Genomic DNA, 19,589 nt, shown 5'->3' with positions numbered 1-19,589 from the left:
TCCGATGTCGTTACTCAGGGAAGCACTTCTGGTTAAGCTGCTGCAGCGCGCCGTTGCCTTTGCGCACCGCAATGCCTAGCCTGGTGCCGAAGGTCGCTGTTGGTCTTCAGCCACTGATTCACTACCGCAGTATTGCCGAACACGCCGTCAAGGCGGCCGCTTTTCATATCCAGAATGGCGTTCTGATTGCTGTCATAGGCGACCGGCGTCACCTCAGGATGCTTCTCCAGCAGATACGATACTTCTGGTGCGTGGTGCCGTTCTCCACGCCGATACGCTTGCCTTTCAATGCCGCGAAATCGCCGAACTGACCTTTGCGCGCGATAAAGATGGCGGAGTTAGTGTAGGGGCTGGGTGAAATCGACCTGCTTGCTGCGCTCTTCGGTAATGTCCATGCCGGAGATCACCGTATCATAGCGGCGAAACTTCAGGCTAGGGATCAGGCTGTCGAAGCCGACGATCTGATTCTCGCGATCCAGCGATTCAAACGGTGGATAGGCGGCGGAAGAGACGAAGCGAATTTTATCGGCGGCCTGCGCGCCCGTAACCAGCATCGCTAGGGCGGCGGCGAGGATCCATTTTTTCATTATCGTACTCCCTCAAATCATATCAGAGGCGGAACGGGAGACACGATGCCAGTAAATAAATCTTTATGCAATATTTGTGAGTAAAAAATGAAAAAGGCGAGCATTGCTTGCCTGGTTATTAACTTCTGCGCTCAAAAGCCAGAGCGTGCTGCTCAATCAGGCGCATTATCAGCGTCAGCAGGCCATTGACCACCAGATAAACCAGCCCGGCGGCGGCAAACACCATCACGTCGTAGGTGCGCCCGTAAAGCAGCTGGCCGTGGCCCATCACCTCCATCAGCGTGATGGTGTAGGCGAGCGAGGTGCTTTTGAACACCAGCACCACCTCGTTGGAGTAGGAGGAGAGGGCGCGCTTAAAGGCGTAGGGCAGCAGAATGCGCAGCGTATCTTTGCGGTTCATCCCCAGCGCGGCGCAGGATTGCCACTGATCTGACGGAATGGCGCGCATCGCCCCGTAGAACAGCTGCGTGGTATAGGCGGCGCTGTTGAGCGACAGCGCCAGCATCGCGCACAGCCAGGGCTGCGACAGCTGGTGCCACAGCCAGGGAACGCTTTGCAGGCTGGGAAACTGGCCCGGGCCGTAGTAAATCAGGAAGATCTGCACCAGCAGCGGCGTGCCGGTGAACAGAGTGATATAGATCTTGACCAGCGGATTCAGCAGCGGCGTCTTCAGCGACAGCACCACGGTAAACAGCAGGGCGAGAGCCAGTGCCACCAGCAGCGACGCCAGCGTTAGCGTCAGGCTGGTATGCAGCCCTTTCAGAATCTCCGGTAAATAGCTCAGCATCAGCCGTTCCCCCGTTCAAAGCGGGTAGGGCGCAGCTCGATGTAGCGCAGCACCGCCTGGCTCAGCAGCGTAATCACCAGGTAGATGGCCGCCGTAATCAGAAACCAAGTGAAAGGATCCTGAGTGCGTGTGGCAATGCTCCGGGTTTGCAGCATCAGGTCGTTGACACTGCTCAGCGACACCAGCGCGGTATCCTTCAGCAGCACCAGCCACTGGTTGCCGAGGCCGGGCAGCGCATGGCGCCACATCTGCGGCATAATCAGGCGCAGGAAGATTGTGGATTTCTTCATCCCGAGCGCCTGGCCCGATTCCCACTGCCCCTGTGGTACCGCCTTCAGCGCGCCGCGCAGTGTCTGCGACGCGTAGGCGGAGTAGAGGATCGCCAGCGCGATCACGCCGCAGAGAAAGGGGCTGACGTCGAAGTTTTCGATCTGAACCTGCACTGGCAGCTGAAACAGGCCGAAGTTAAGCATAAAGCCGTCGGAGAGGGTAAGCAGCAGCTGCGACGCGCCGAAATAGATAAACAGCACCACCAGGATTTCCGGCAGGCCGCGAATCAGCGCCACCAGCGCCGTGCCGATCCACGCCAGCGGCTTAATCCGCAGCGACTCCCAGCCGGCAAAGATCATGGCCAGCACAAGGCCGGCGATAAGGGCGCACACAGCAAGGCCGACGGTCATGCTGGCGGCGCTGGCGAGAGGATAGAACTCACTCATCGGGGGTTACTGCTGAAACCATTTATTATAGATGGTTTTGTAGGTTCCGTCGGCTTTAACCTTCTCCAGTGCGGCGTTGAATTTCGCCTGCAGGTCGGTATTGCCCTGACGCACGGTGATACCGAGGCCGGTGCCGAAGTAGGCCTTGTCGGTGATTTTGTCGCCGACCGGCGCCAGGTTGGCGTTCTGCTTCAGCCACTCATTTACCACTGCCGTATCGCCGAAGACTGCGTCGATGCGGCCGTTTTTCAGGTCCAACACCGCGTTCTGATAGCTGTCGTAGGGCACGGTGGTGATGTCGCTGTGCTGATCGGCTAAATATTTCTGGTGGGTGGTGCCGTTCTGCACGCCGACGCGTTTGCCCTTCAGCGCCGCCACGTCGGCCACTTTTCCTTTCTGTGCGATAAACAGCGCGGAGTTATCGTAGTAGGGCTTGCTGAACAGTACCTGCTTTTCACGCTCCGGCGTAATGTCCATACCCGCCATCACCGCGTCGAAGCGGCGAAATTTCAGGCTAGGGATCAGCCTGTCAAAGGCCTGGTTGGTAAAGGTGCAGGTGGCGTCCATCTCTTTACAGAGCGCGTTCGCCAGATCGACGTCGAAGCCCTGAATTTTGTTGCTGGCGTCGACGAACTCAAACGGCGGATAGGAGGCTTCGGTGGCGAAGCGAATGGTCTGCGCCGCCGATGCGCTCAGGCTCAGACCAGCAAGCAGTGCAGCAAGTAAGATTTTTTTCATTAGGAGCTTCCTGACTTAGTGCGAAAGATAATGTGCAAACGCCTCGGTTTGCGGCTGTGTAAATCGGCTGGAGTCGCCCTGTTCCACGATGCGGCCGTTTTCCATATAGACCACCCGGCTGGCGGTTTTAAGGGCGAAGTCAACTTCGTGGGTAACGATAACTTGGGTAATCTGCGTCTGGGCCAGCTCGCGGATAATGCTGACGATCTGCGTGGTGATCTCCGGGTCGAGCGCGGCGGTCGGCTCGTCGAACAGCAGCACTTGCGGCTCCATCATCAGGGCGCGCGCGATAGCGACGCGCTGCTGCTGACCGCCGGAAAGGTGTGGCGGAAAACGATCGGCGTAGGGCGTCAGGCGCAGACGCTCCAGCAGTTTGTCGGCGCGCGCCTGTGCGTCGGCTTTGCTGAGGCCCAGCACGCGGCGGGGCGCCTCGATCAGGTTCTGCAGCACGGTGAGGTGCGGCCAGAGGTTATATTGCTGAAAGACCATGCCGACATTCTGGCGCAGTTCGCGGATCGCGGCGTCAGAAGGGGATTTAGTGAAGTCGAAGTGGTTACCGGCAATCTGCAGGCTGCCCGAACGCGGCTGCTCCAGCAGGTTGAGTACGCGTAGGAGTGAGCTTTTCCCCGCGCCGCTTGGGCCGAGAAGCACCAGCGTTTCGCCTTGCGGGTAATCCAGGTTGATGTCAAACAACGCCTGATGGGCGCCGTAATAGCAGTTAATTCCGTTTAATTGAATACTCATGCGCAAATTTTGAATAGCCATTAATACCGTAAATCTTAACCGCACCGGAATAGTTATGCAAATGAAGCGGGTTAAAATTTATGAAACTGCAGCGAAGCTCTTAAAGAGTAGCACGATATCGCGCCAGTTCGCGGCAAGCCGCCGCGCGCGGCTCGCGATAAAACAAAACGCCGCTGAGAGGCGGCGTCGTGGAAAAACCTTTCGCTTATTTGCGCGTCTGCTCCAGCGCTTGGCTGAGCGTGCCGCCGCCGGGATGGGGCCAGTTGGCGACATAGCGCACGTCATCCACTTCCCAGCAGGTGCCCTCACGGATCATCAGTACCTCATCCTGCCAGCTTTTGCCGTCGCGGCTCAGCTCGACGCGCAGCGGAATATTACGCGCGTCGCGGTTCGGAATGGTCGAGCTGTCCGCCACGCTGGCAGCGGTCGGACCCTGCGGCAGGCTGGAGAAGAGGTCGCTGCCGCGCCACTGCGCGCTGGCGCTGCTGCCCTGCGTGCCCGCCTGCTGCAGCGCCTGATAGAGGCGTTCGCTCAGGTAAGGACGGTATTTCGCCAGCTGATTGCTGCCCGGCAGGCCTGGCGTCGGCTGCTGCAGGCGCAGATGAAACCGTCGGCAAAGAGAGCAGCATGCTTATGTCAGCGTTACCGGCACGGCGGTGATCCTGCGTTAAGACGGCTGCTGGTGGCGCTGGCGCTGCTGCTGGTGGGCTGCCAGAGCGGACTGGCGCCGCGGTCGGGCTACTGGGTCGATACGCAGCACACCGCTTATGGTGCCCGGCCGCGCATTAAGGTAATTGTTATACCGCCGAAGATTTTTCCTCTTCGTTGACAACCCTGACCGATCGCGAGGTCAGCGCTCCCTATCTGATCCCCCGTCAGCCGCCGCAGCGCGGCGGCAAAGACGTCGTCTGGCAGCTGATGCCGGAAAGCGAGCTGGCCTGGCATGCCGGTCCCAGCTTCTAGCGCGACGCGCATCAACGACACCTCGGTCGGCATTGAGCTGTTGAACCGCGGCTATACGCGTACCCTGACGGGACGCGACTGGCAGCCCTTTACGCCAGCGCAGATCGCCGCGCTGACGGCGCTGCTCAGGGATGTAGCCCAGCGCTACGCCATCGCGCCGCAGCGCAAGCAGGATCCGGGACCGCTGTTTCCATGACAACAGCTGGCAGCGCAGGGCATCGGCGCCTGGCCAGACGCGACGCGCGTGCAGCACTATTTAGCGGGCAGGGCGCCTAACGCGCCGGTGGCCGCAGACGCCCTGCTGGCAGCGCTGTCTGACTATGGCTACGACGTGAGCGGCGCGACAACACCGCGTCAGCAGCAAAGGCTGATCGCAGCGTTTCAGATGCATTTTCGTCCGGCGGACTATCGCGGCTTGCCGGACGCGGAAACCTTGGCAATCGCCGAGGCGCTGCTGGAGAAGTATGGCGATTAGCGTTGCAAAAAGCCCTTCCTGTGCGCCAGCAGCTGCTCCAGCGATCCGCATCGCGGTGCGTCACGATGCGCGTAACCGGCCCGACGCTCAGCAGGATACGGCGCTCGGCGAGCCAGCTTTTCAGCGCCTCAACCTGCTCGGCGGGCACGCGCACAAACAGCATATTGGTCTGCTGATCCACCATGTCGACTCCCACCTGTTGCAGTTGCTGCCTCAGCCACGCGGCGTTGTCGTGATCCTCCTGCAGGCGTGCCACGTTGTGCTGCAGCGCATAGAGACCCGCCGCCGCCGCCAGAATGCCCGCCTAGCGCATGCCGCCGCCCGCCATTTTACGCCAGCGGCGCGCGCGTTCAATATAGGCTTCACTGCCGCACAGCAGCGATCCCACCGGCGTGCCCAGCCCTTTCGACAGGCAGATTGGTCAGGGTATCGCAGTAGCGCGCGATCGCCTCCAGCGTGACGTTTTGCGCCACCACGGCGTTGAAGATACGCGCGCCGTCAATATGCAGCGCCAGCTGGCGTTCGCGGGTAAAGTCAAAGGCGCGGGCAAGGTAGTCGAGGGGCAGCACCTTGCCGTGATGAGTGTTTTCCAGACTGAGCAGACGTGTGCGCGCAAAGTGGATATCGTCCGGCTTGATGGCGGCCGCCACGGCATCGAGCGGCAGCTTGCCGTCGGCGGCGGTTGAATGCTGCCCAGCACCGCCGCGCCGCCCGCTTCATATTTTGTAGTTGTGCGCCTGCTGGCCGACGATATATTCGTCGCCGCGTTCGCAGTGGCTCAGCAGTGCCACCAGATTGGCCTAGGTGCCGGTCGGAAAGAACAGCGCGTCCGCTTTGCCGCTGAGCCGCGCGGCCTCCGCTTCCAGCGCGTCGACGGTAGGATCGTCGCGATAGACGTCGTCGCCGGTTTCGGCGGCCATCATAGCTTGCAACATCGCGGCGCTTGGCCGGGTCACGGTATCACTGCGTAGATCGATCACGTTGCTCTCCTGAGAAAAGACAAGCGGGCTAAGACGCCCGCTGTTGTCTTTCTCGTTTACCGCAGCCAGTTGGTTTTCGCCAGCTCCACCAATATCGTCGCCGCGGCCATTCAGAATCGCCCGCAGCATATAATAGAGGCTAAAGCCTTTCGCCTGCTCCATCTTGATCTGCGGCGGCATCGCCAGCTCCTCTTTGGCGGTAATAACGTCCACCAGCGCCGGGCCTAGGTGAGCAAACGCCTGCTCTAGCGCGTCGTTCAGCTCAGATGCCTTCTCGACGCGGAAGCCTTTGATGCCGCAGGCCTGCGCGATGGCGGCAAAGTCGGGGTTATCCAGCTCGGTGCCGTTGGTGAGGTAGCCGCCCGCCTTCATCTCCATGGCGACAAAGCCCATCACACTGTTATTGAAAATCACCAGCTTCACCGGCAGCTTTAGCTGCGCTAGGGTAATGAGATCGCTCATCAGCATGCTGAAGCCGCCGTCGCCGCACATCGCCACCACCTGACGCTGGCGGTCCAGCGCCTACGGCATCGCGTTCGCCATCGAGCCGTGATTAAAGGAGCCGAGCAGGCGGCGCCGGCCGTTCATTTTCAGGTAGCGCGCCGCCCAGAAGGTCGGCGTACCGACGTCGCAGGTGAACACGGCGTCATCGCTGGCGTAGTGGCTGATCTGCTGCGCCAGATACTGCGGATGGATCGCCTGCATGTCGTTGGCGGTCGCCAGCTCATCCAGCGCTTTGCGCGCGTCAACGTAGTGTTCCAGTGCGCTGTCGAGATGATGCCGGTCGCGCTTATTCTCCAGCAGCGGCAGCAGCGCCTGCAGCGTCGGCTGCACCCCGCCGACGCACGCCTCGTCGACGTGGCAGTGCGCGCCGAGGCTGCCGGGATTGATATCGATCTGAATAATCCGCGCCTGTTCGGGATAGAAGGCATGGTAGGGGAATTTTGTGCCAAGCAGCACCAGCGTATCGGCGTTCATCATGGCGTGATAGCCGGAAGAGAAGTCGATCAGGCCGGTCATGCAGACGTCGTAGGGGTTGTCATGTTCGAGATGTTCTTTGCCGCGCAGCACGTGGACGATTGGCGCCTGCAGCTTCTCCGCCAGCGCGACCACCTCTGCGTGCGCCCTGGCGCAGCCGCTACCGCACAGCAGCGTGATATTGCTGCCGTCGTTCAGGGTTTGCGCCAGTCGCGCCAGTTCATGCTCCTGCGGCAGCTGCGGCGGATACGCTTTCCGGCGTCGGCTTCAGCGCCACGTCGCCCGGCAATACCACCACCGAGACGCTGCGGTTCAGGATCGCTTTGCGCATCGCAATGCCCAGCACCTGCGGCAGCTGCTCCGAGCTGGAGACCAGCTCGCAGTAGTGGCTGCATTCGCGAAATAGCCCCTGCGCACGGTTGCGGTGGCAGTCGAACAGGTCGTTGATCAAATGCGGATTGCCGGGCCCGAAAGAACCGGCGCAGACCGCCAGTTCACCGCTGATATGCGCCTCAGCGCCTGCCGCAAAGGCGGCGACCTCTTCATGGCGCGTCGGCATCTATTCGATGGTGCCCATGCGGTTCAGGCTGTCGCTAGCCCGTTCATGGAGTCGCCGGTGACGCCCCAGATACGTTTAACGCCTGCGTTCTCCAGCGTTTTGGCAATCTGCGCCGCAACGGTCTGCTTCATTCTGCTCTCCTTTGACGAAACGTTCTCTTCCCGGTGGCGGGACAAAGAGAAAGCTTGGACGAAGTTTCGCGCGGGCAGCCGTAAATGCCGTAAATAAAGTGCGCTGCGCCTCAGGCAGCGAAAAAGGCGATAAGCAGCGGCGCCAGCAAGCTCATGATAAAGCCGTGCACGATTGTAGCCGGAACGATCTCACTGCCGCCGGCGCGCTGCGGCACCGGCAGGGTGAAATCCATCGCCGTGGCGCCGCACAGGCCCAGCGCGCTGGAGTGATGGAGGGCGATCAGCGCCGGGATCAGCATAATGGCGAGCAGCTCGCGCAGCAGGTCGTTGAAGAAGGCGGCGCTGCCGATCACCGGCCCGAATGCCTCCGTCATCAGGATGCAGGAGAGCGAATACCAGCCGAAGCCGCTGGCCAGCGCCAGCCCGGTCTTCAGCGGCAGGCCCAGCAGCGCGCTCAGCAGCACCACCGCCGAGACCAGCATGCCGCGCCGGTTAAACAGGATCTGACGCAGCGTCATACCGCTGCCGCGCAGCTGAAGGCCGATGAGAAAAAGCAGCAGCATCAGCGCGTATTCGCTGGCGGCGGTAGCGTGGCGCAAAAACGGCAGCTGCGTCAGCCCCGCCAGGAAGCCCGCCACTACCACGCCGCACAGCGTCAGCGAGTCGAGCGCCATGCGCAGCCGCGACTGCAGCGCCTCCTGCCGGTGACGATGCTGCCAGGGCAGGGCGCGCTCCAGCAGATTGCACAGCAGGATCGCCAGCGCGATGTGAAAAACGCTGAGTAAATTGCGGCTGAGATTATCGAGAAAGGCGAGACTGATGCCCATCACAAACAGAATGAAGTAAACCATCCAGCCCAGCGGGCGGTTAACGAGGCGTAACAGCGCCGGCTGGCGCAGCGGCAGTAGTCAGCCGATCGTCAGCGGCAGCAGAATAATAAGCAGTCCAGACATAACAGGTTGTGTTTACTTGCAAGAAGTGGCGACACGCTAGCGAAAAAGGGGCTGAGAGTAAATCGTTACGTTGCTTTGCTTAACGAATGCCGCTGCGTCTGCCATGCCTGAGCTAACACGAGGATGGACAACCTATGAGACTTGAACATATCGAGATTTCCGGCTTTTCGCGGCATCAACCATCTGTCGCTGCCGCTGACCGAAACCAACCTGCTTATCGGCAAGAATGCCTGGGGGAAGTCGAGCCTGCTGGACGCGCTGAGCCTGCTGCTTGTGCCGCAAGAAACGCCCTAAGCGTTTACTCGTGACGATTTTCACTTTACTCCCGGCAACAGCGACGCGCAGATGCGGCGGCTGCAGATCGTCTTTCACTTCCGCGACGACGACCATCAGCAGGATGCGCTTTTCGCGCCATTCTGGCAGTGCGACGCGCAGGGCGCGCGCTGGCTCTGCTACAGCGTCCGCGCGCGGCAAAAGGGGGCGGAGATCGTCACGTCGCGCCGCTTTCTGCGCGAGGATGGCGAACCTTTGCCGTAGGCGGGCAGCGAGGCGGCCATCAGCCAGCTGGTGCGCCCGCATCCGGTGTTGCGGCTGCGCGACGCGCGCTTCAGCCGACGCCTGCGCCACGACGACAGCGACGCCGACGCGTCGCGCCTCAGCGCGCTGGCGGCGGAGGTCGCCAGCCTGACGCGCCAGCTTGATGCGCAGCCGCACCAGCTCAGCGACGAGACGCTGCGGCAGGGCGTGGCGACGTTGCAGCAGCTGATGGAGCACTATTTTCTTATCCACCACGCCGGCGACGCGCGGCGCGCGGATCCGCAGCAGCGCGCAAGGCTAGCGCGCGCTGGGTCAGCTCAATCAGCTGGTGAGTGCAACCGGGTTACGCAGCCGACAGATCCTGCTGCTGCGCATGTTCGTGCTGCTAGCTCAGGCGCGTCCGCTGCTGATTGTCGAGGATCCGGAAACCCGGCTGCACCCCATTATGCTTTCGATGGCGTGGAACCTGCTGGAGCTGATCCCGCTGCAGAAGATCGCCACCACCAACTCCAGCGAGCTACTGTCGCTGACGGCGGTGGAGAATGTCTGTCGGCTGGTGCGCGAGCCGGCGCGCATCGCCGCCTGGCGTATTGGGCCGCAGGCGCTTAGCGTGGAGGAGAGCCGCCGCATCAGTTTTCATATTCACGTCAACCGACCGTCATCGCTGTTTGCCCGCTGCTGGCTACTGGTAGAAGGCGAAACCTAGGTCTGGATCATCAATGAGCTGGCGCGCCAGTGCGGCAATCACTTCGCCGCCGAGGGCATTGAGGTGATTGAATTTGCCCAGTCTGGCCTGAAGCCGCTGCTGAAGTTCGCGGCGCGTATGGAGATCGCCTGGCACGTATTTATCTACGGCGACGATGCCGGACAAAAATATGCGGCCACGGCGCGCAGCCAGCTCGTCTCCCCTGAAGAGCACGAGCGCAGCCTGACGCAGCTGCCCGCGCTGGATATGGAGCATTTCCTCTATAAAGCGGGCTTTGACGATGTCTATCGGCAGATGGAGCACCTGCCGGCAAACATCGCCATGAGTCCGCGCCATATCATTAACCGCGCTATTCAGCACAGTTCGAAGCCGGCGCTGGCGATAGCCGCCGCCGAACGCGGCACGCAGGCGATACCGCCGCTGCTGCGCCAGATGTTCACCCACGTGCTGGGTCTGGTGCGGGGTAAGGCGGATTAACCGCACGTGCGGAACGAAATAAAAATGCCAGCGGCAAGGCTGGCATTTTTGGGGGGAGCATTCAGAATGGGATGATGGCGGTTCAGGCGTGCGGCGAAGCGTCAACCGGCACAATCAGGCTGGCATGATTACCCTTTGGCCCTTGATGAACATCAAACTGAACTTGCTGGCCGGCTTTTAGCGTCCTATAACCATCCATCTGAATCGTAGAATAGTGCGCGAAGATGTCATCTCCGCCACCGATCGGACAGATAAAGCCGAAGCCCTTGGCGTTGTTGAACCATTTAACAGTACCCGTCTCCATGCTTTTACTTCCCTCGTAAGACGTATTGGTAACCAAGAGAGTGAATTGAAGCTGTGGGTCGAGCTTGTTTAAAACTCAATCAGCTTGTATCTGTAGAATGTAGAGAAACGGACCTTGGCGTCAAGCAAATCACCGGCGAGCGTGGGGATAAAATCTTCAAAATTTGAAGCGGTTAACGCTATTGCGAATTTTGTGATGCAGGTCGCGCGCGCGTTTTTACGCAGAAAATTCCCTCGGCGATGGGGTGCTTGACAGGCGTGTTAAACTCTATGTATGGACAGGCCCTTGTCCGTACCGATACGCAGAATTTCAACGGAACATTATGGCAAACACTAACGACTGGCTTAACTTTGAACATCTGGCCGAGGACACAGCGAAGGAAGGACTGAAGCCGCCTTCCATGTATATACAGTCATCCTCAATAATGACGATTATACGCCTATGGAATTTGTTATTGACGTTCTGCAAAAGTTCTTTTCTTATTGATGTTGAACGTGCAACGCAACTGATGCTGAAAGTTCACTACTATGGAAAGGCGATCTGTGGTGTTTTTACCGCTGTAAGTGGCGGAGACCAACGTCGCACAGGTGAACAACTATGCACGTATGCACGGGAGAATCAACATCCCTTGCTGTGTACGCAGGAAAAAGCCTGAACTCGCCCTCATTCATATAGTGAGAGCGAGGTTGTCAGAGCGATAATTGGGGGAGGTGCCTAATGCTCAATCAAGAACTGGAACTCAGTTTAAACATGGCTTTCGCCAGAGCGCGTGAGCACCGTCATGAGTTTATGACCGTCGAGCATTTGTTGCTGGCTCTGCTCAGCAACCCGTCGGCCAGAGAGGCACTGGAAGCCTGTACCGTCGATATTGTCGCGCTGCGGCAAGAACTTGAAGCATTCATCGAACAAACCACGCCCGTGCTGCCCGCCAGCGAAGGAGAGCGCGACACGCAGCCGACGCTCAGCTTCCAGCGCGTGTTGCAGCGTGCGGTATTCCACGTTCAGTCATCGGGCCGAAGCGAAGTCTCCGGCGCCAACGTACTGGTCGCCATCTTCAGTGAGCAGGAGTCGCAGGCGGCTTATCTGCTGCGTAAACACGAAGTCAGCCGCCTTGATATGGTGAACTTTATCTCCCATGGAACGCGCAAAGACGAACCCGGTCAGGCGCCGAACAATGAGAATCCGGTTAACGAAGAGCAAGCAGGCGGGGAGGAACGTATGGAAAACTTCACCACCAATCTCAATCAGCTTGCTCGCGTCGGCGGGATCGACCCGCTGATTAGCCGCGACAAAGAGCTGGAGCGTACGATTCAGGTTCTGTGCCGCCGCCGTAAAAAGAACCCGCTGTTGGTGGGCGAATCGGGCGTCGGTAAAACTGCTATTGCGGAAGGCCTTGCCTGGCGCATCGTGCAGGGTGATGTGCCAGAAGTAATGAAAGAGTGCACCATCTACTCGCTGGACATCGGTTCGCTGCTGGCGGGCACCAAATACCGCGGTGATTTCGAAAAGCGCTTTAAGGCGCTGCTGAAACAGCTGGAGCAGGACAACAGCAGTATTCTGTTTATCGATGAGATCCATACCATCATCGGTGCAGGCGCGGCGTCCGGCGGCCAGGTCGATGCGGCAAACCTGATCAAGCCGCTGCTTTCCAGCGGGAAAATTCGTGTGATGGGCTTAACGACCTATCAGGAATTCAGCAATATCTTCGAAAAAGATCGCGCGCTGGCGCGTCGATTCCAGAAGATCGACATCACCGAGCCGTCAGTCGATGAAACCGTGCAGATCCTGAACGGGCTGAAGCCGAAGTACGAAGCGCACCACGATGTGCGTTACACCGCAAAAGCGGTACGCGCGGCGGTTGAGCTGGCGGTGAGATATATCAACGATCGCCATCTGCCGGACAAGGCGATTGACGTGATTGACGAGGCGGGCGCACGGGCGCGATTAATGCCGGTCAGCAAGCGCAAGAAAACTATCAACGTGGCAGATATCGAGTCCGTGGTGGCGCGTATTGCGCGTATCCCCGAGAAGAGCGTTTCCGCTACCGACCGCGATAAGCTGAAAAATCTCGGCGATCGGCTGAAAATGCTGGTGTTTGGTCAGGATAACGCCATTGAAGCGCTGACCGAGGCGATCAAAATGAGCCGCGCCGGTCTGGGCCAGGATCGTAAACCGGTCGGCTCCTTTCTGTTCGCCGGACCAACCGGGGTAGGGAAAACCGAGGTCACGGTTCAGTTGGCGAAAGCGCTGGGCATTGAGCTGCTGCGTTTCGATATGTCCGAGTATATGGAACGCCATACCGTCAGCCGCCTGATCGGTGCGCCTCCGGGCTATGTCGGCTTCGATCAGGGCGGGCTGCTGACCGATGCGGTGATCAAACATCCGCATGCGGTGGTGTTGCTCGACGAAATCGAGAAGGCGCATCCGGATGTCTTTAACCTACTGCTGCAGGTGATGGATAACGGCATGCTGACCGACAACAATGGTCGTAAAGCAGACTTCCGTAATGTGGTGCTGGTGATGACCACCAACGCGGGTGTACGCGAAACCGAGCGTAAGTCGATCGGCCTGATCCAGCAGGACAACAGCACCGATGCGATGGAAGAGATCAAGAAGATCTTTACGCCGGAGTTCCGCAACCGTCTCGACAATATTATCTGGTTTCGCCACCTGTCACCGGAGGTAATCCATCAGGTTGTTGATAAATTTATTGTTGAGCTGCAGGCGCAGCTGGACGCGAAGGGCGTTTCGCTGGAAGTCAGCGACGAAGCGCGCAACTGGCTGGCGGATAAAGGCTACGACAAAGCGATGGGCGCGCGTCCAATGGCGCGCACGGTGCAGGAAAATCTGAAAAAACCATTGGCCAACGAGCTGCTGTTTGGTTCGCTGGTGGATGGCGGATCGGTCTCGGTGGCGCTCGATAAAGAGAAGAAGCAGCTGATATACCACTTCCTCAGCGCAGAAAAACGCAAAACGGAAGGCACGGTACACTGATTACCGTCGCGTAGAAATAGAAAAGGCCAGATGCGAATCTGGCCTTTTTTCGCCGCCCGTCAGGCGGCAAATAGCGAGTGGAGCCGCTTAGCGACTACGGAAGACAATGCGGCCTTTGCTCAGGTCGTACGGGGTCAGCTCAACAGTCACTTTGTCGCCCGTCAGGATGCGGATATAGTTTTTACGCATTTTACCGGAGATATGAGCGGTAACCACGTGTCCGTTTTCAAGTTCTACACGGAACATGGTGTTAGGCAACATATCAAGTATGGTGCCTTGCATTTCAATATTGTCTTCTTTTGCCATCGAATCCTCTGGGTGGACTAGCTTTCAGTGAACCGGCAAGATAATGCCGAATTCCACGATTTATGTAAAGATACGTTGGCGGTAAAGCCAACGCTTCGCCGTGCTTTGCGCGCATCTCGGTTAAATTTGGGTGTTTATGTGACGTCTGCGGGGGGGGGGGGATTAGCGGGCCAAGAATCTGCATCAGTCGGCGGTAACACGCGCTCATCTGAAACAGTTCCGGGAGTGCGTAGTGATTCCCAGCCTGGCAACTCCGGCTCGCCGTTGCCGACATACCAAACATGCCTATTATACCACTTTTGCGCCTGATTATGTGCAAAACATCTGCGCAGGCTTAAAAAAGGTCTGAGTACGCCAGCATCCCACACTGACGGGCTGCCAGGCAAAGGACTGAACATACTGCAGATGTCGACGCGAGAGATTTCCTGCGCGCCCAGCGAGGCGGAATAGGGATTGAGAATCTGACAATCCACCAGTTTGCCCTGATGTTTGATGAAATGCTGGCAAAATATCCAGAGTGCCGTTTTTGAGGAGTTTTCACGGCGGCTGAACATCGACTCGCCGCAAAAAATCTGCCCCAGCGCCAGGCCGTACATCCCGCCCACCAGCTGCTGATCCTGCCATACTTCTATCGAATGCGCCTGCCCTAACTCATAGAGGCGCTGTCGGGCGCGCTTGACCTCGAACGTAATCCACGTTCTCTCTTCGCGGCCGGTGGCGCAGCCTTATACCACCTCGAAAAACGCCTGATTCATCGTAACGCGAAACGGCGAGCGGCGGTGAAAACGTGCCATGTTACGGCTGAGATGAAATTCATCCGGCAGCAGCACCGCGCGCGGATCGGGCGACCACCACAGAATGGGAGCCCCTGGAGAGAACGAGAGAAAGATGCTGCGCTGATAAGCGCTGAGCAGACGGGCAGGGGAGAGATCACCGCCCATAGCCAGCAGCCCGTTCGGCTCACGCAGCGCCATCTCAGGCGGAGGGAAATGCAGGGATTCCTGCGACAGTTGCACCAGTCTCATTGTCTCTCTACTCGTCGGCTTTTCGCTAAGACTATAGCGCAAAGTGCTGCTCGAATTGCCAGTAGCGGCCCTCTCTTGAGATTAACTCGTGGTGCTTGCCCCGTTCAACTATGCGGCCGTTTTCCATCACGCAGATGCGATCCAGGGCGGCCAGCCCGGTCATCCGATGCGTCACCATAATCAGCGTCTTGCATGCGGCGACCTGCTGCTGCAGCGTGAGAATATGTTGCTCCGTGGCGGCGTCCAGCCCTTCCAAGGGTTTATCCAGCAGCCAGAGGTCGCCGTCGTGCAGCAGGGCGCGCGCAATGGCCAGCCTACGCAGCTCGCCGCCCGACAGCGCATGACTGCCTTCGCCAAGCCAAGCGTTGAGGCCCTCTTCGTCCTCCAGCAGTCACGCCAGTCCTGCCTGACGCACAGAAAGGCAGCGGCGGCCGGACCCAGCGCTTTGAAAGCAGCTAGTGCACCAAACACCACCAGCGCAATCAGCGCCCCAGGGGCAGGCCAGTCCGCCAGCCCCTGCAGCGCATGCTGACGCAGCCTGCCAGCTGTGCTCATCGTGGTCAAGCTGCTCGCGCCAGCGTTCCGCCAGGCCATAAATCGCCAGTACGGCCTGGCCGTTGAGCCAGTGTATCAGCTGCAGGCGCCAGCGCGCGCTCTTGCGCGATAGCGAGTCCGGCAGGCGCCCCAGCCGATAAAACAGCGGCGGCATTAGCGCCAGCGCCGCCAGCATCACACAGCCCAGCACTAGCGCCAGCTGACTGTCTACCAGCCCGATGCCTAGCGTTACCACCAGAATCACCACAAAGGCGCCCACTAGCGGCGCGATCACCCGCAGATAGAGATGATTGAGCGTGTCGACGTCGCCAACGAAGCGGTTGAGCAGGTCGCCCTGACGAAACGCGGCCAGCTGGCCCGGTGCCAGCACAATCAGGCGGCTGAAGGTAAAAACGCGCAGATGCTGCAGCACGCGAAAGGTGGCGTCATGGCTCACCAGCCGCTCGAAATAGCGCGCTGCGCCCGCCCGCTGGCAGCATGTAGTTGAAGCTGTAGAGTCCGGCCAGTCCCGCCAGCGAGGAGGCGGCGAGAAACCAGCCCGAAAGGGCCAGCAGGCCAATGCTGGCGAGCAGGGTGATGATGGTCAGCAGCACGTCCAGCAGCAGACGCTAGGGATGGTCCTGAAACAGGTGCAGAAAAGGACGCAGTACAGACATTAAGCGGTCTCCCGTTGACGATGCGAGAGCAGCTGGCGAAACGGTCCAGGCGCGGCGGTGAGCTGCTGCCAGCTTGCTGCACCAGCTACCCCTCTTGCATTACCCAGATAACGTCCCACTGCGCCAGCTGGTCAAGCTGGTGGGTGATCATCAGGGTGGTCTGCTGGCGCGACGCCTTGTCGAGCGCGCGCGCCAGCGCGATAAGCTGCGCCTGACCCACGGAAAGTCCTGCGCCCGCGTCGCCGACGCGCGACGCGAGGCCCTCGGCGAGGCGCGGTAAAAATTCGCTGACGCCGCATTCCGCCAGCAGAGCGTCCAGCGCACTATCGTGCTGCGCGCCGCCCATCACGATATTTTCACAAAGGGTTTCGGCAGGCAGCTGAGGATTCTGGCTCAGCCAGGCTATCTGCTGATGCCAGTGGGTGCGACTCAGCTCGCGCAGTTCGACGCCATTGACGCGCAGCGACCCCTCGCAGGGCAAAAAGCCGAGCAGCACATTCATCAGCACGGTTTTTCCGGCGCCGCTCTTGCCCACCAGCGCCACGCGCTTGCCAGCTGGCAGGGTAAAGCTGAGCGGGCCGCAGAGGATCTTTTTATCCGCGCTGAGCGCCACCAGGTTTTCGGCGACGACAGTCTGCGCCGCGTCGGCGTCCAGCTTGGCCGAACCCGCCGGCTCCTCAGGCGCCGGACTGTCACGCAGAAAGCGCTCGATCGCTTCCGCGCCGCCGACCGTCTGTGCTTTGGCATGGTAAAAGGCGCCAAGATCGCGCGGCAGCTGGAAAAATTCCGGCGCCAGAAGCAGGGCAACGAAGCCGGCGAACAGCGTCACGCTTTGCCCCCAACGGCCAAAGTGCAGTTCGCCTAGATAGGTAAAGCCGAAATAGACCGCGACCACCGCAATCGCCAGCGAGGCGAAAAACTCTTGCACCGCAGAGGAGAGAAAGGCGAGACGCAACACCTCCATGGTACGCTGGCGAAAATCGTGGTTCGAGGCGGCAATGGCGGCGGTTTCAGCGTCGGCGCGATGGAACAGGCGCAGGGGTTCGCGCACGCGGATACGATCGAGAAAGTCGCCGCTCAGGCGCGCCAGCGCAATAAAGTTACGGCGGTTGGCATCCTGGGCGATAATCACTAGCACGCTGGCCAGACCGCACAGCGTGGCCAGGCGCAACCAGCGGCCGCCGAAGGCGCGTTGCTGGCGTAGCCAGCGGGGTAAGTTCCTGTTGCCGGGTTTCGTGACTCTAAGCGTAGCCATCCACCAAAGAAAGGATATGAAGCTTTCTCTTCAGGTCAGGCGCCCGAATCTAGCATGGCGGCATAAAAAAGGCGACCGGAAAACCGTCGCCTCAGATAATTAAGATCAGGAGATTAACAACTTACAGATCGTTTTTAACCAGACCATCCAGATAGCGTTCGGCATCCAGCGCAGCCATACAGCCGGTGCCTGCCGAGGTGATCGCCTGACGGTAGATATGATCCATAACGTCGCCGGCGGCGAAGACGCCCGGGATGCTGGTCTGCGTCGCATTGCCATGCAGGCCGGACTGGACTTTTATATAGCCATTCTCCAGCGCCAGCTGGCCGTCGAAAATCGCGGTGTTCGGGCTATGGCCGATGGCGACGAACAGGCCCGCCACCTCCAGCGACTCGGTTTCCGCCTCGTTGAGCGTCGAGCGCAGCGTCAGACCGGTAACGCCCATCTGGTCGCCCACCACCTCTTCCAGCGTGCGGTCGGTGTGCAGCACGATATTGCCGTTGCGCACCTTTTCCATCAGGCGATCGATCAAGATTTTCTCAGCGCGGAAGCTGTCGCGGCGATGAATAAGATGCACCTCTGCGGCGATGTTCGCCAGGTAGAGCGCCTCTTCCACCGCGGTGTTGCCGCCACCGATGACCGCCACTTTTTGATTGCGATAGAAAAAGCCGTCGCAGGTGGCACAGGCGGAAACGCCTTTGCCTTTGAACGCATCTTCAGAAGGCAGGCCCAGGTAGCGTGCAGAGGCGCCGGTGGCGATAATCAGCGCGTCGGCGGTGTACTCGCCGCTGTCGCCGGTGAGACGAAACGGGCGGTTCTGCAGATCGACGGTATGAATATGGTCGAAAATGATTTCGGTATTGAACTTCTCGGCATGCTCTTGCATGCGCTCCATCAACGAAGGACCGGTGAGGTCGTGCGGATCTCCGGGCCAGTTTTCGACCTCGGTCGTGGTCGTGAGCTGGCCGCCTTTTTCGAGGCCGGAAATGAGCACCGGATTCAGGTTGGCGCGTGCAGCGTAGACCGCTGCGGTATAACCCGCCGGGCCAGAGCCCAGGATGAGCAACTTACTGTGTTTTGCCGTACTCATATAATCCTCAGTTTCATTCGGTTGACAACATGACCCGGAATTGTAGGGAATTTAACGAGGCAAAAAAAGGGCTGGAAAATTTTGTTGCCGATAGCTGCAAACGGCGTAGGCGATAATCGGCGATTCTGCACGCCTCTGCGCTAAAAAGGGGCAATAATCGGTTTTTCTTGGTGCAGTAGTTTAAAAATACTCATTTAAAAACGGTAACCCAGCGGTTTGTCTGGCATCTTGTCCTGAATTTGGTCTTTTTACTTTGACAATCGCCTGCGCTTTTGCGAAAACAATGGCAGAAGCGAAGAGGTGAAAGCGCGATAACGCCGGGTGCATTCCCGCGCGAGGCGTTTTTTTCCAGTAGATTACGGTCTGACATGGGTAATGACGTATGATGTGGACAGGCAACATGCGTCATGCGGATGGATGCACGATAGCGCACAGGCTCTAATTCTTCACTTCAATTATGCCTTGAACAATGAACGTTTTAGGGCGTGGCAGGTAAAGGGAAGGAATTAAGAGAGACCATAATAATGGTAGACAATAAGAAACGCCCCGGAAAGGATCTCGACAGAATCGACAGAAACATCCTGAATGAACTTCAGAAAGATGGTCGTATTTCCAACGTAGAACTTTCCAAGCGCGTAGGATTATCGCCTACGCCATGTCTTGAGCGTGTGCGTCGTCTGGAGCGTCAGGGTTTCATTCTCGGCTACACCGCGCAACTTAACCCACACTATCTTGATGCGTCGCTGCTGGTTTTCGTTGAGATTACTCTGAATCGTGGTGCGCCGGATGTGTTTGAGCAATTTAACGCCGCCGTGCAAAAACTTGAGGAAACTCAAGAGTGTCACCTGGTTTCTGGTGATTTCGACTATCTGCTGAAAACCCGCGTGCCGGACATGTCCGCCTATCGTAAACTGCTGGGCGAGACCCTGTTGCGGCTGCCAGGCGTGAACGACACGCGTACCTATGTGGTGATGGAAGAGGTCAAACAGAGCAATCGCTTGGTGATTAAAACCCGATAACGTAGCGCAGGTGCAAAACCTGTGAGATTTCGATACACTCCTGTGAATTCATAC

The 19,589-nt window shown here is 59.0% G+C and carries 13 protein-coding genes and 11 pseudogenes; 8 read left to right on the top strand and 16 right to left on the bottom strand.

Annotated elements, in window-relative coordinates; translation table 11 throughout:
* Positions 1–10 precede the first annotated feature (10 nt).
* The 6 genes and pseudogenes from EIO60_RS04610 to EIO60_RS04585 form a co-directional block, all read right to left on the bottom strand.
* Positions 11–587, bottom strand: a pseudogene (locus tag EIO60_RS04610) (transporter substrate-binding domain-containing protein).
* Positions 588–705: 118 nt separating this feature from the next.
* Complete coding sequence (artM, locus tag EIO60_RS04605) at positions 706–1,374, bottom strand: arginine ABC transporter permease ArtM (RefSeq protein ID WP_258576024.1); 669 nt, start codon at positions 1,372–1,374, stop codon at positions 706–708.
* Positions 1,374–2,090 carry an arginine ABC transporter permease ArtQ gene (gene artQ / locus EIO60_RS04600; protein ID WP_258576023.1) on the bottom strand — a complete coding sequence of 239 codons (717 nt, stop codon included), beginning with the start codon at positions 2,088–2,090 and terminating at the stop codon, positions 1,374–1,376. The genes artM and artQ overlap by 1 nt, the downstream gene beginning before the upstream one ends.
* Before the next feature lie 6 nt (positions 2,091–2,096).
* Positions 2,097–2,828, bottom strand: coding sequence for an arginine ABC transporter substrate-binding protein (artJ, locus tag EIO60_RS04595; RefSeq protein WP_258576022.1), 732 nt, complete (start codon positions 2,826–2,828; stop codon positions 2,097–2,099).
* Positions 2,829–2,843: 15 nt separating this feature from the next.
* The gene (artP, locus tag EIO60_RS04590; protein WP_258576021.1) at positions 2,844–3,572 is read right to left on the bottom strand and encodes an arginine ABC transporter ATP-binding protein ArtP; all 729 of its coding nucleotides are present in this window, start codon (positions 3,570–3,572) and stop codon (positions 2,844–2,846) included.
* Between the two features lie 205 nt (positions 3,573–3,777).
* Positions 3,778–4,179, bottom strand: a pseudogene (locus EIO60_RS04585) (DUF3828 domain-containing protein); the annotation flags it as partial.
* Here EIO60_RS04585 and EIO60_RS04580 point away from each other — a divergent pair.
* A pseudogene (locus EIO60_RS04580) lies at positions 4,174–5,010 on the top strand (N-acetylmuramoyl-L-alanine amidase). The pseudogenes EIO60_RS04585 and EIO60_RS04580 sit on opposite strands and share 6 nt — an antisense overlap.
* Before the next feature lie 205 nt (positions 5,011–5,215).
* On the opposite strand, the pseudogene EIO60_RS16530 reads toward EIO60_RS04580, so the two are convergent.
* From EIO60_RS16530 to EIO60_RS04560, 4 genes and pseudogenes are all read right to left on the bottom strand, one after another.
* Positions 5,216–5,398: pseudogene (locus EIO60_RS16530) on the bottom strand (beta-eliminating lyase-related protein); the annotation flags it as partial.
* Positions 5,373–5,924, bottom strand: a pseudogene (locus tag EIO60_RS04570) (beta-eliminating lyase-related protein); the annotation flags it as partial. The pseudogenes EIO60_RS04570 and EIO60_RS16530, both read right to left, overlap by 26 nt.
* A 122-nt stretch (positions 5,925–6,046) precedes the next feature.
* A pseudogene (locus EIO60_RS04565) lies at positions 6,047–7,658 on the bottom strand (thiamine pyrophosphate-dependent enzyme).
* 110 nt (positions 7,659–7,768) lie between these two features.
* Positions 7,769–8,563, bottom strand: a complete 795-nt coding sequence (locus EIO60_RS04560) for a LysO family transporter (RefSeq protein ID WP_258576066.1) — start codon at positions 8,561–8,563, stop codon at positions 7,769–7,771.
* Between the two features lie 189 nt (positions 8,564–8,752).
* Between EIO60_RS04560 and EIO60_RS17110 the strand changes: the two genes are divergently transcribed.
* The 4 genes and pseudogenes from EIO60_RS17110 (at position 8,753) to EIO60_RS16525 (ending at position 10,331) form a co-directional block, all read left to right on the top strand.
* Positions 8,753–8,905, top strand: a complete 153-nt coding sequence (locus EIO60_RS17110; RefSeq protein WP_445082590.1) for a DUF2813 domain-containing protein — start codon at positions 8,753–8,755, stop codon at positions 8,903–8,905.
* Positions 8,906–8,956: 51 nt separating this feature from the next.
* Complete coding sequence (locus EIO60_RS17105; protein ID WP_445082589.1) at positions 8,957–9,148, top strand: DUF2813 domain-containing protein; 192 nt, start codon at positions 8,957–8,959, stop codon at positions 9,146–9,148.
* Positions 9,149–9,178: 30 nt separating this feature from the next.
* A pseudogene (locus tag EIO60_RS17100) lies at positions 9,179–9,854 on the top strand (DUF2813 domain-containing protein).
* A 63-nt stretch (positions 9,855–9,917) separates the two neighbouring features.
* Positions 9,918–10,331, top strand: a complete 414-nt coding sequence (locus EIO60_RS16525; protein WP_374058118.1) for a hypothetical protein — start codon at positions 9,918–9,920, stop codon at positions 10,329–10,331.
* A gap of 82 nt (positions 10,332–10,413) precedes the next feature.
* On the opposite strand, the gene cspD is transcribed toward EIO60_RS16525, so the two are convergent.
* On the bottom strand, positions 10,414–10,635 hold the full coding sequence (gene cspD, locus EIO60_RS04550) for a cold shock-like protein CspD (protein ID WP_258576020.1): 222 nt from the start codon (positions 10,633–10,635) through the stop codon (positions 10,414–10,416).
* A 322-nt stretch (positions 10,636–10,957) separates the two neighbouring features.
* Here cspD and clpS point away from each other — a divergent pair.
* Positions 10,958–11,290 (top strand): annotated as a pseudogene (clpS, locus tag EIO60_RS04545) (ATP-dependent Clp protease adapter ClpS).
* 62 nt (positions 11,291–11,352) lie between these two features.
* On the top strand, positions 11,353–13,629 hold the full coding sequence (gene clpA, locus EIO60_RS04540) for an ATP-dependent Clp protease ATP-binding subunit ClpA (RefSeq protein ID WP_258576019.1): 2,277 nt from the start codon (positions 11,353–11,355) through the stop codon (positions 13,627–13,629).
* Positions 13,630–13,716: 87 nt separating this feature from the next.
* On the opposite strand, the gene infA is transcribed toward clpA, so the two are convergent.
* The 5 genes and pseudogenes from infA to trxB all read right to left on the bottom strand — a co-directional run bounded on the left by infA (position 13,717) and on the right by trxB (position 18,516).
* On the bottom strand, positions 13,717–13,935 hold the full coding sequence (gene infA, locus EIO60_RS04535) for a translation initiation factor IF-1 (RefSeq protein WP_258576018.1): 219 nt from the start codon (positions 13,933–13,935) through the stop codon (positions 13,717–13,719).
* Positions 13,936–14,244: 309 nt separating this feature from the next.
* Positions 14,245–14,960 (bottom strand): annotated as a pseudogene (aat, locus tag EIO60_RS04530) (leucyl/phenylalanyl-tRNA--protein transferase).
* A gap of 31 nt (positions 14,961–14,991) precedes the next feature.
* Positions 14,992–16,120, bottom strand: a pseudogene (locus EIO60_RS04525) (ATP-binding cassette domain-containing protein).
* A gap of 50 nt (positions 16,121–16,170) precedes the next feature.
* A pseudogene (locus EIO60_RS04520) lies at positions 16,171–17,294 on the bottom strand (ATP-binding cassette domain-containing protein); the annotation flags it as partial.
* A gap of 253 nt (positions 17,295–17,547) precedes the next feature.
* Positions 17,548–18,516, bottom strand: a complete 969-nt coding sequence (gene trxB / locus EIO60_RS04515) for a thioredoxin-disulfide reductase (protein ID WP_258576017.1) — start codon at positions 18,514–18,516, stop codon at positions 17,548–17,550.
* Between the two features lie 524 nt (positions 18,517–19,040).
* On the opposite strand from trxB, the gene lrp reads away from it, so the two are divergent.
* Entirely contained in the window at positions 19,041–19,535 is a 495-nt protein-coding gene (gene lrp / locus EIO60_RS04510) for a leucine-responsive transcriptional regulator Lrp (protein WP_006118610.1), read from the top strand.
* The last annotated feature ends 54 nt before the right edge of the window (positions 19,536–19,589 follow it).

It is taken from the genome of Candidatus Pantoea persica (assembly GCF_013753875.1).
Classification (GTDB): Bacteria; Pseudomonadota; Gammaproteobacteria; order Enterobacterales; family Enterobacteriaceae; genus Pantoea; species Pantoea persica.
Note: the sequence above shows the minus strand (reverse complement) of the source record. Positions and strands in the feature narration are given on the sequence as shown.

What these genes read in the sequence shown, in the direction of transcription:
- artM (WP_258576024.1), bottom strand. Translation starts at nt 1,374, where the DNA reads ATGCTGAGCTATTTACCGGAGATTCTGAAAGGGCTGCATACCAGCCTG.
- artQ (WP_258576023.1), bottom strand. Translation starts at nt 2,090, where the DNA reads ATGAGTGAGTTCTATCCTCTCGCCAGCGCCGCCAGCATGACCGTCGGC.
- artJ (WP_258576022.1), bottom strand. Translation starts at nt 2,828, where the DNA reads ATGAAAAAAATCTTACTTGCTGCACTGCTTGCTGGTCTGAGCCTGAGC.
- artP (WP_258576021.1), bottom strand. Translation starts at nt 3,572, where the DNA reads ATGAGTATTCAATTAAACGGAATTAACTGCTATTACGGCGCCCATCAG.
- EIO60_RS17105 (WP_445082589.1), top strand. Translation starts at nt 8,957, where the DNA reads ATGCGGCGGCTGCAGATCGTCTTTCACTTCCGCGACGACGACCATCAG.
- cspD (WP_258576020.1), bottom strand. Translation starts at nt 10,635, where the DNA reads ATGGAGACGGGTACTGTTAAATGGTTCAACAACGCCAAGGGCTTCGGC.
- clpA (WP_258576019.1), top strand. Translation starts at nt 11,353, where the DNA reads ATGCTCAATCAAGAACTGGAACTCAGTTTAAACATGGCTTTCGCCAGA.
- infA (WP_258576018.1), bottom strand. Translation starts at nt 13,935, where the DNA reads ATGGCAAAAGAAGACAATATTGAAATGCAAGGCACCATACTTGATATG.
- trxB (WP_258576017.1), bottom strand. Translation starts at nt 18,516, where the DNA reads ATGAGTACGGCAAAACACAGTAAGTTGCTCATCCTGGGCTCTGGCCCG.
- lrp (WP_006118610.1), top strand. Translation starts at nt 19,041, where the DNA reads ATGGTAGACAATAAGAAACGCCCCGGAAAGGATCTCGACAGAATCGAC.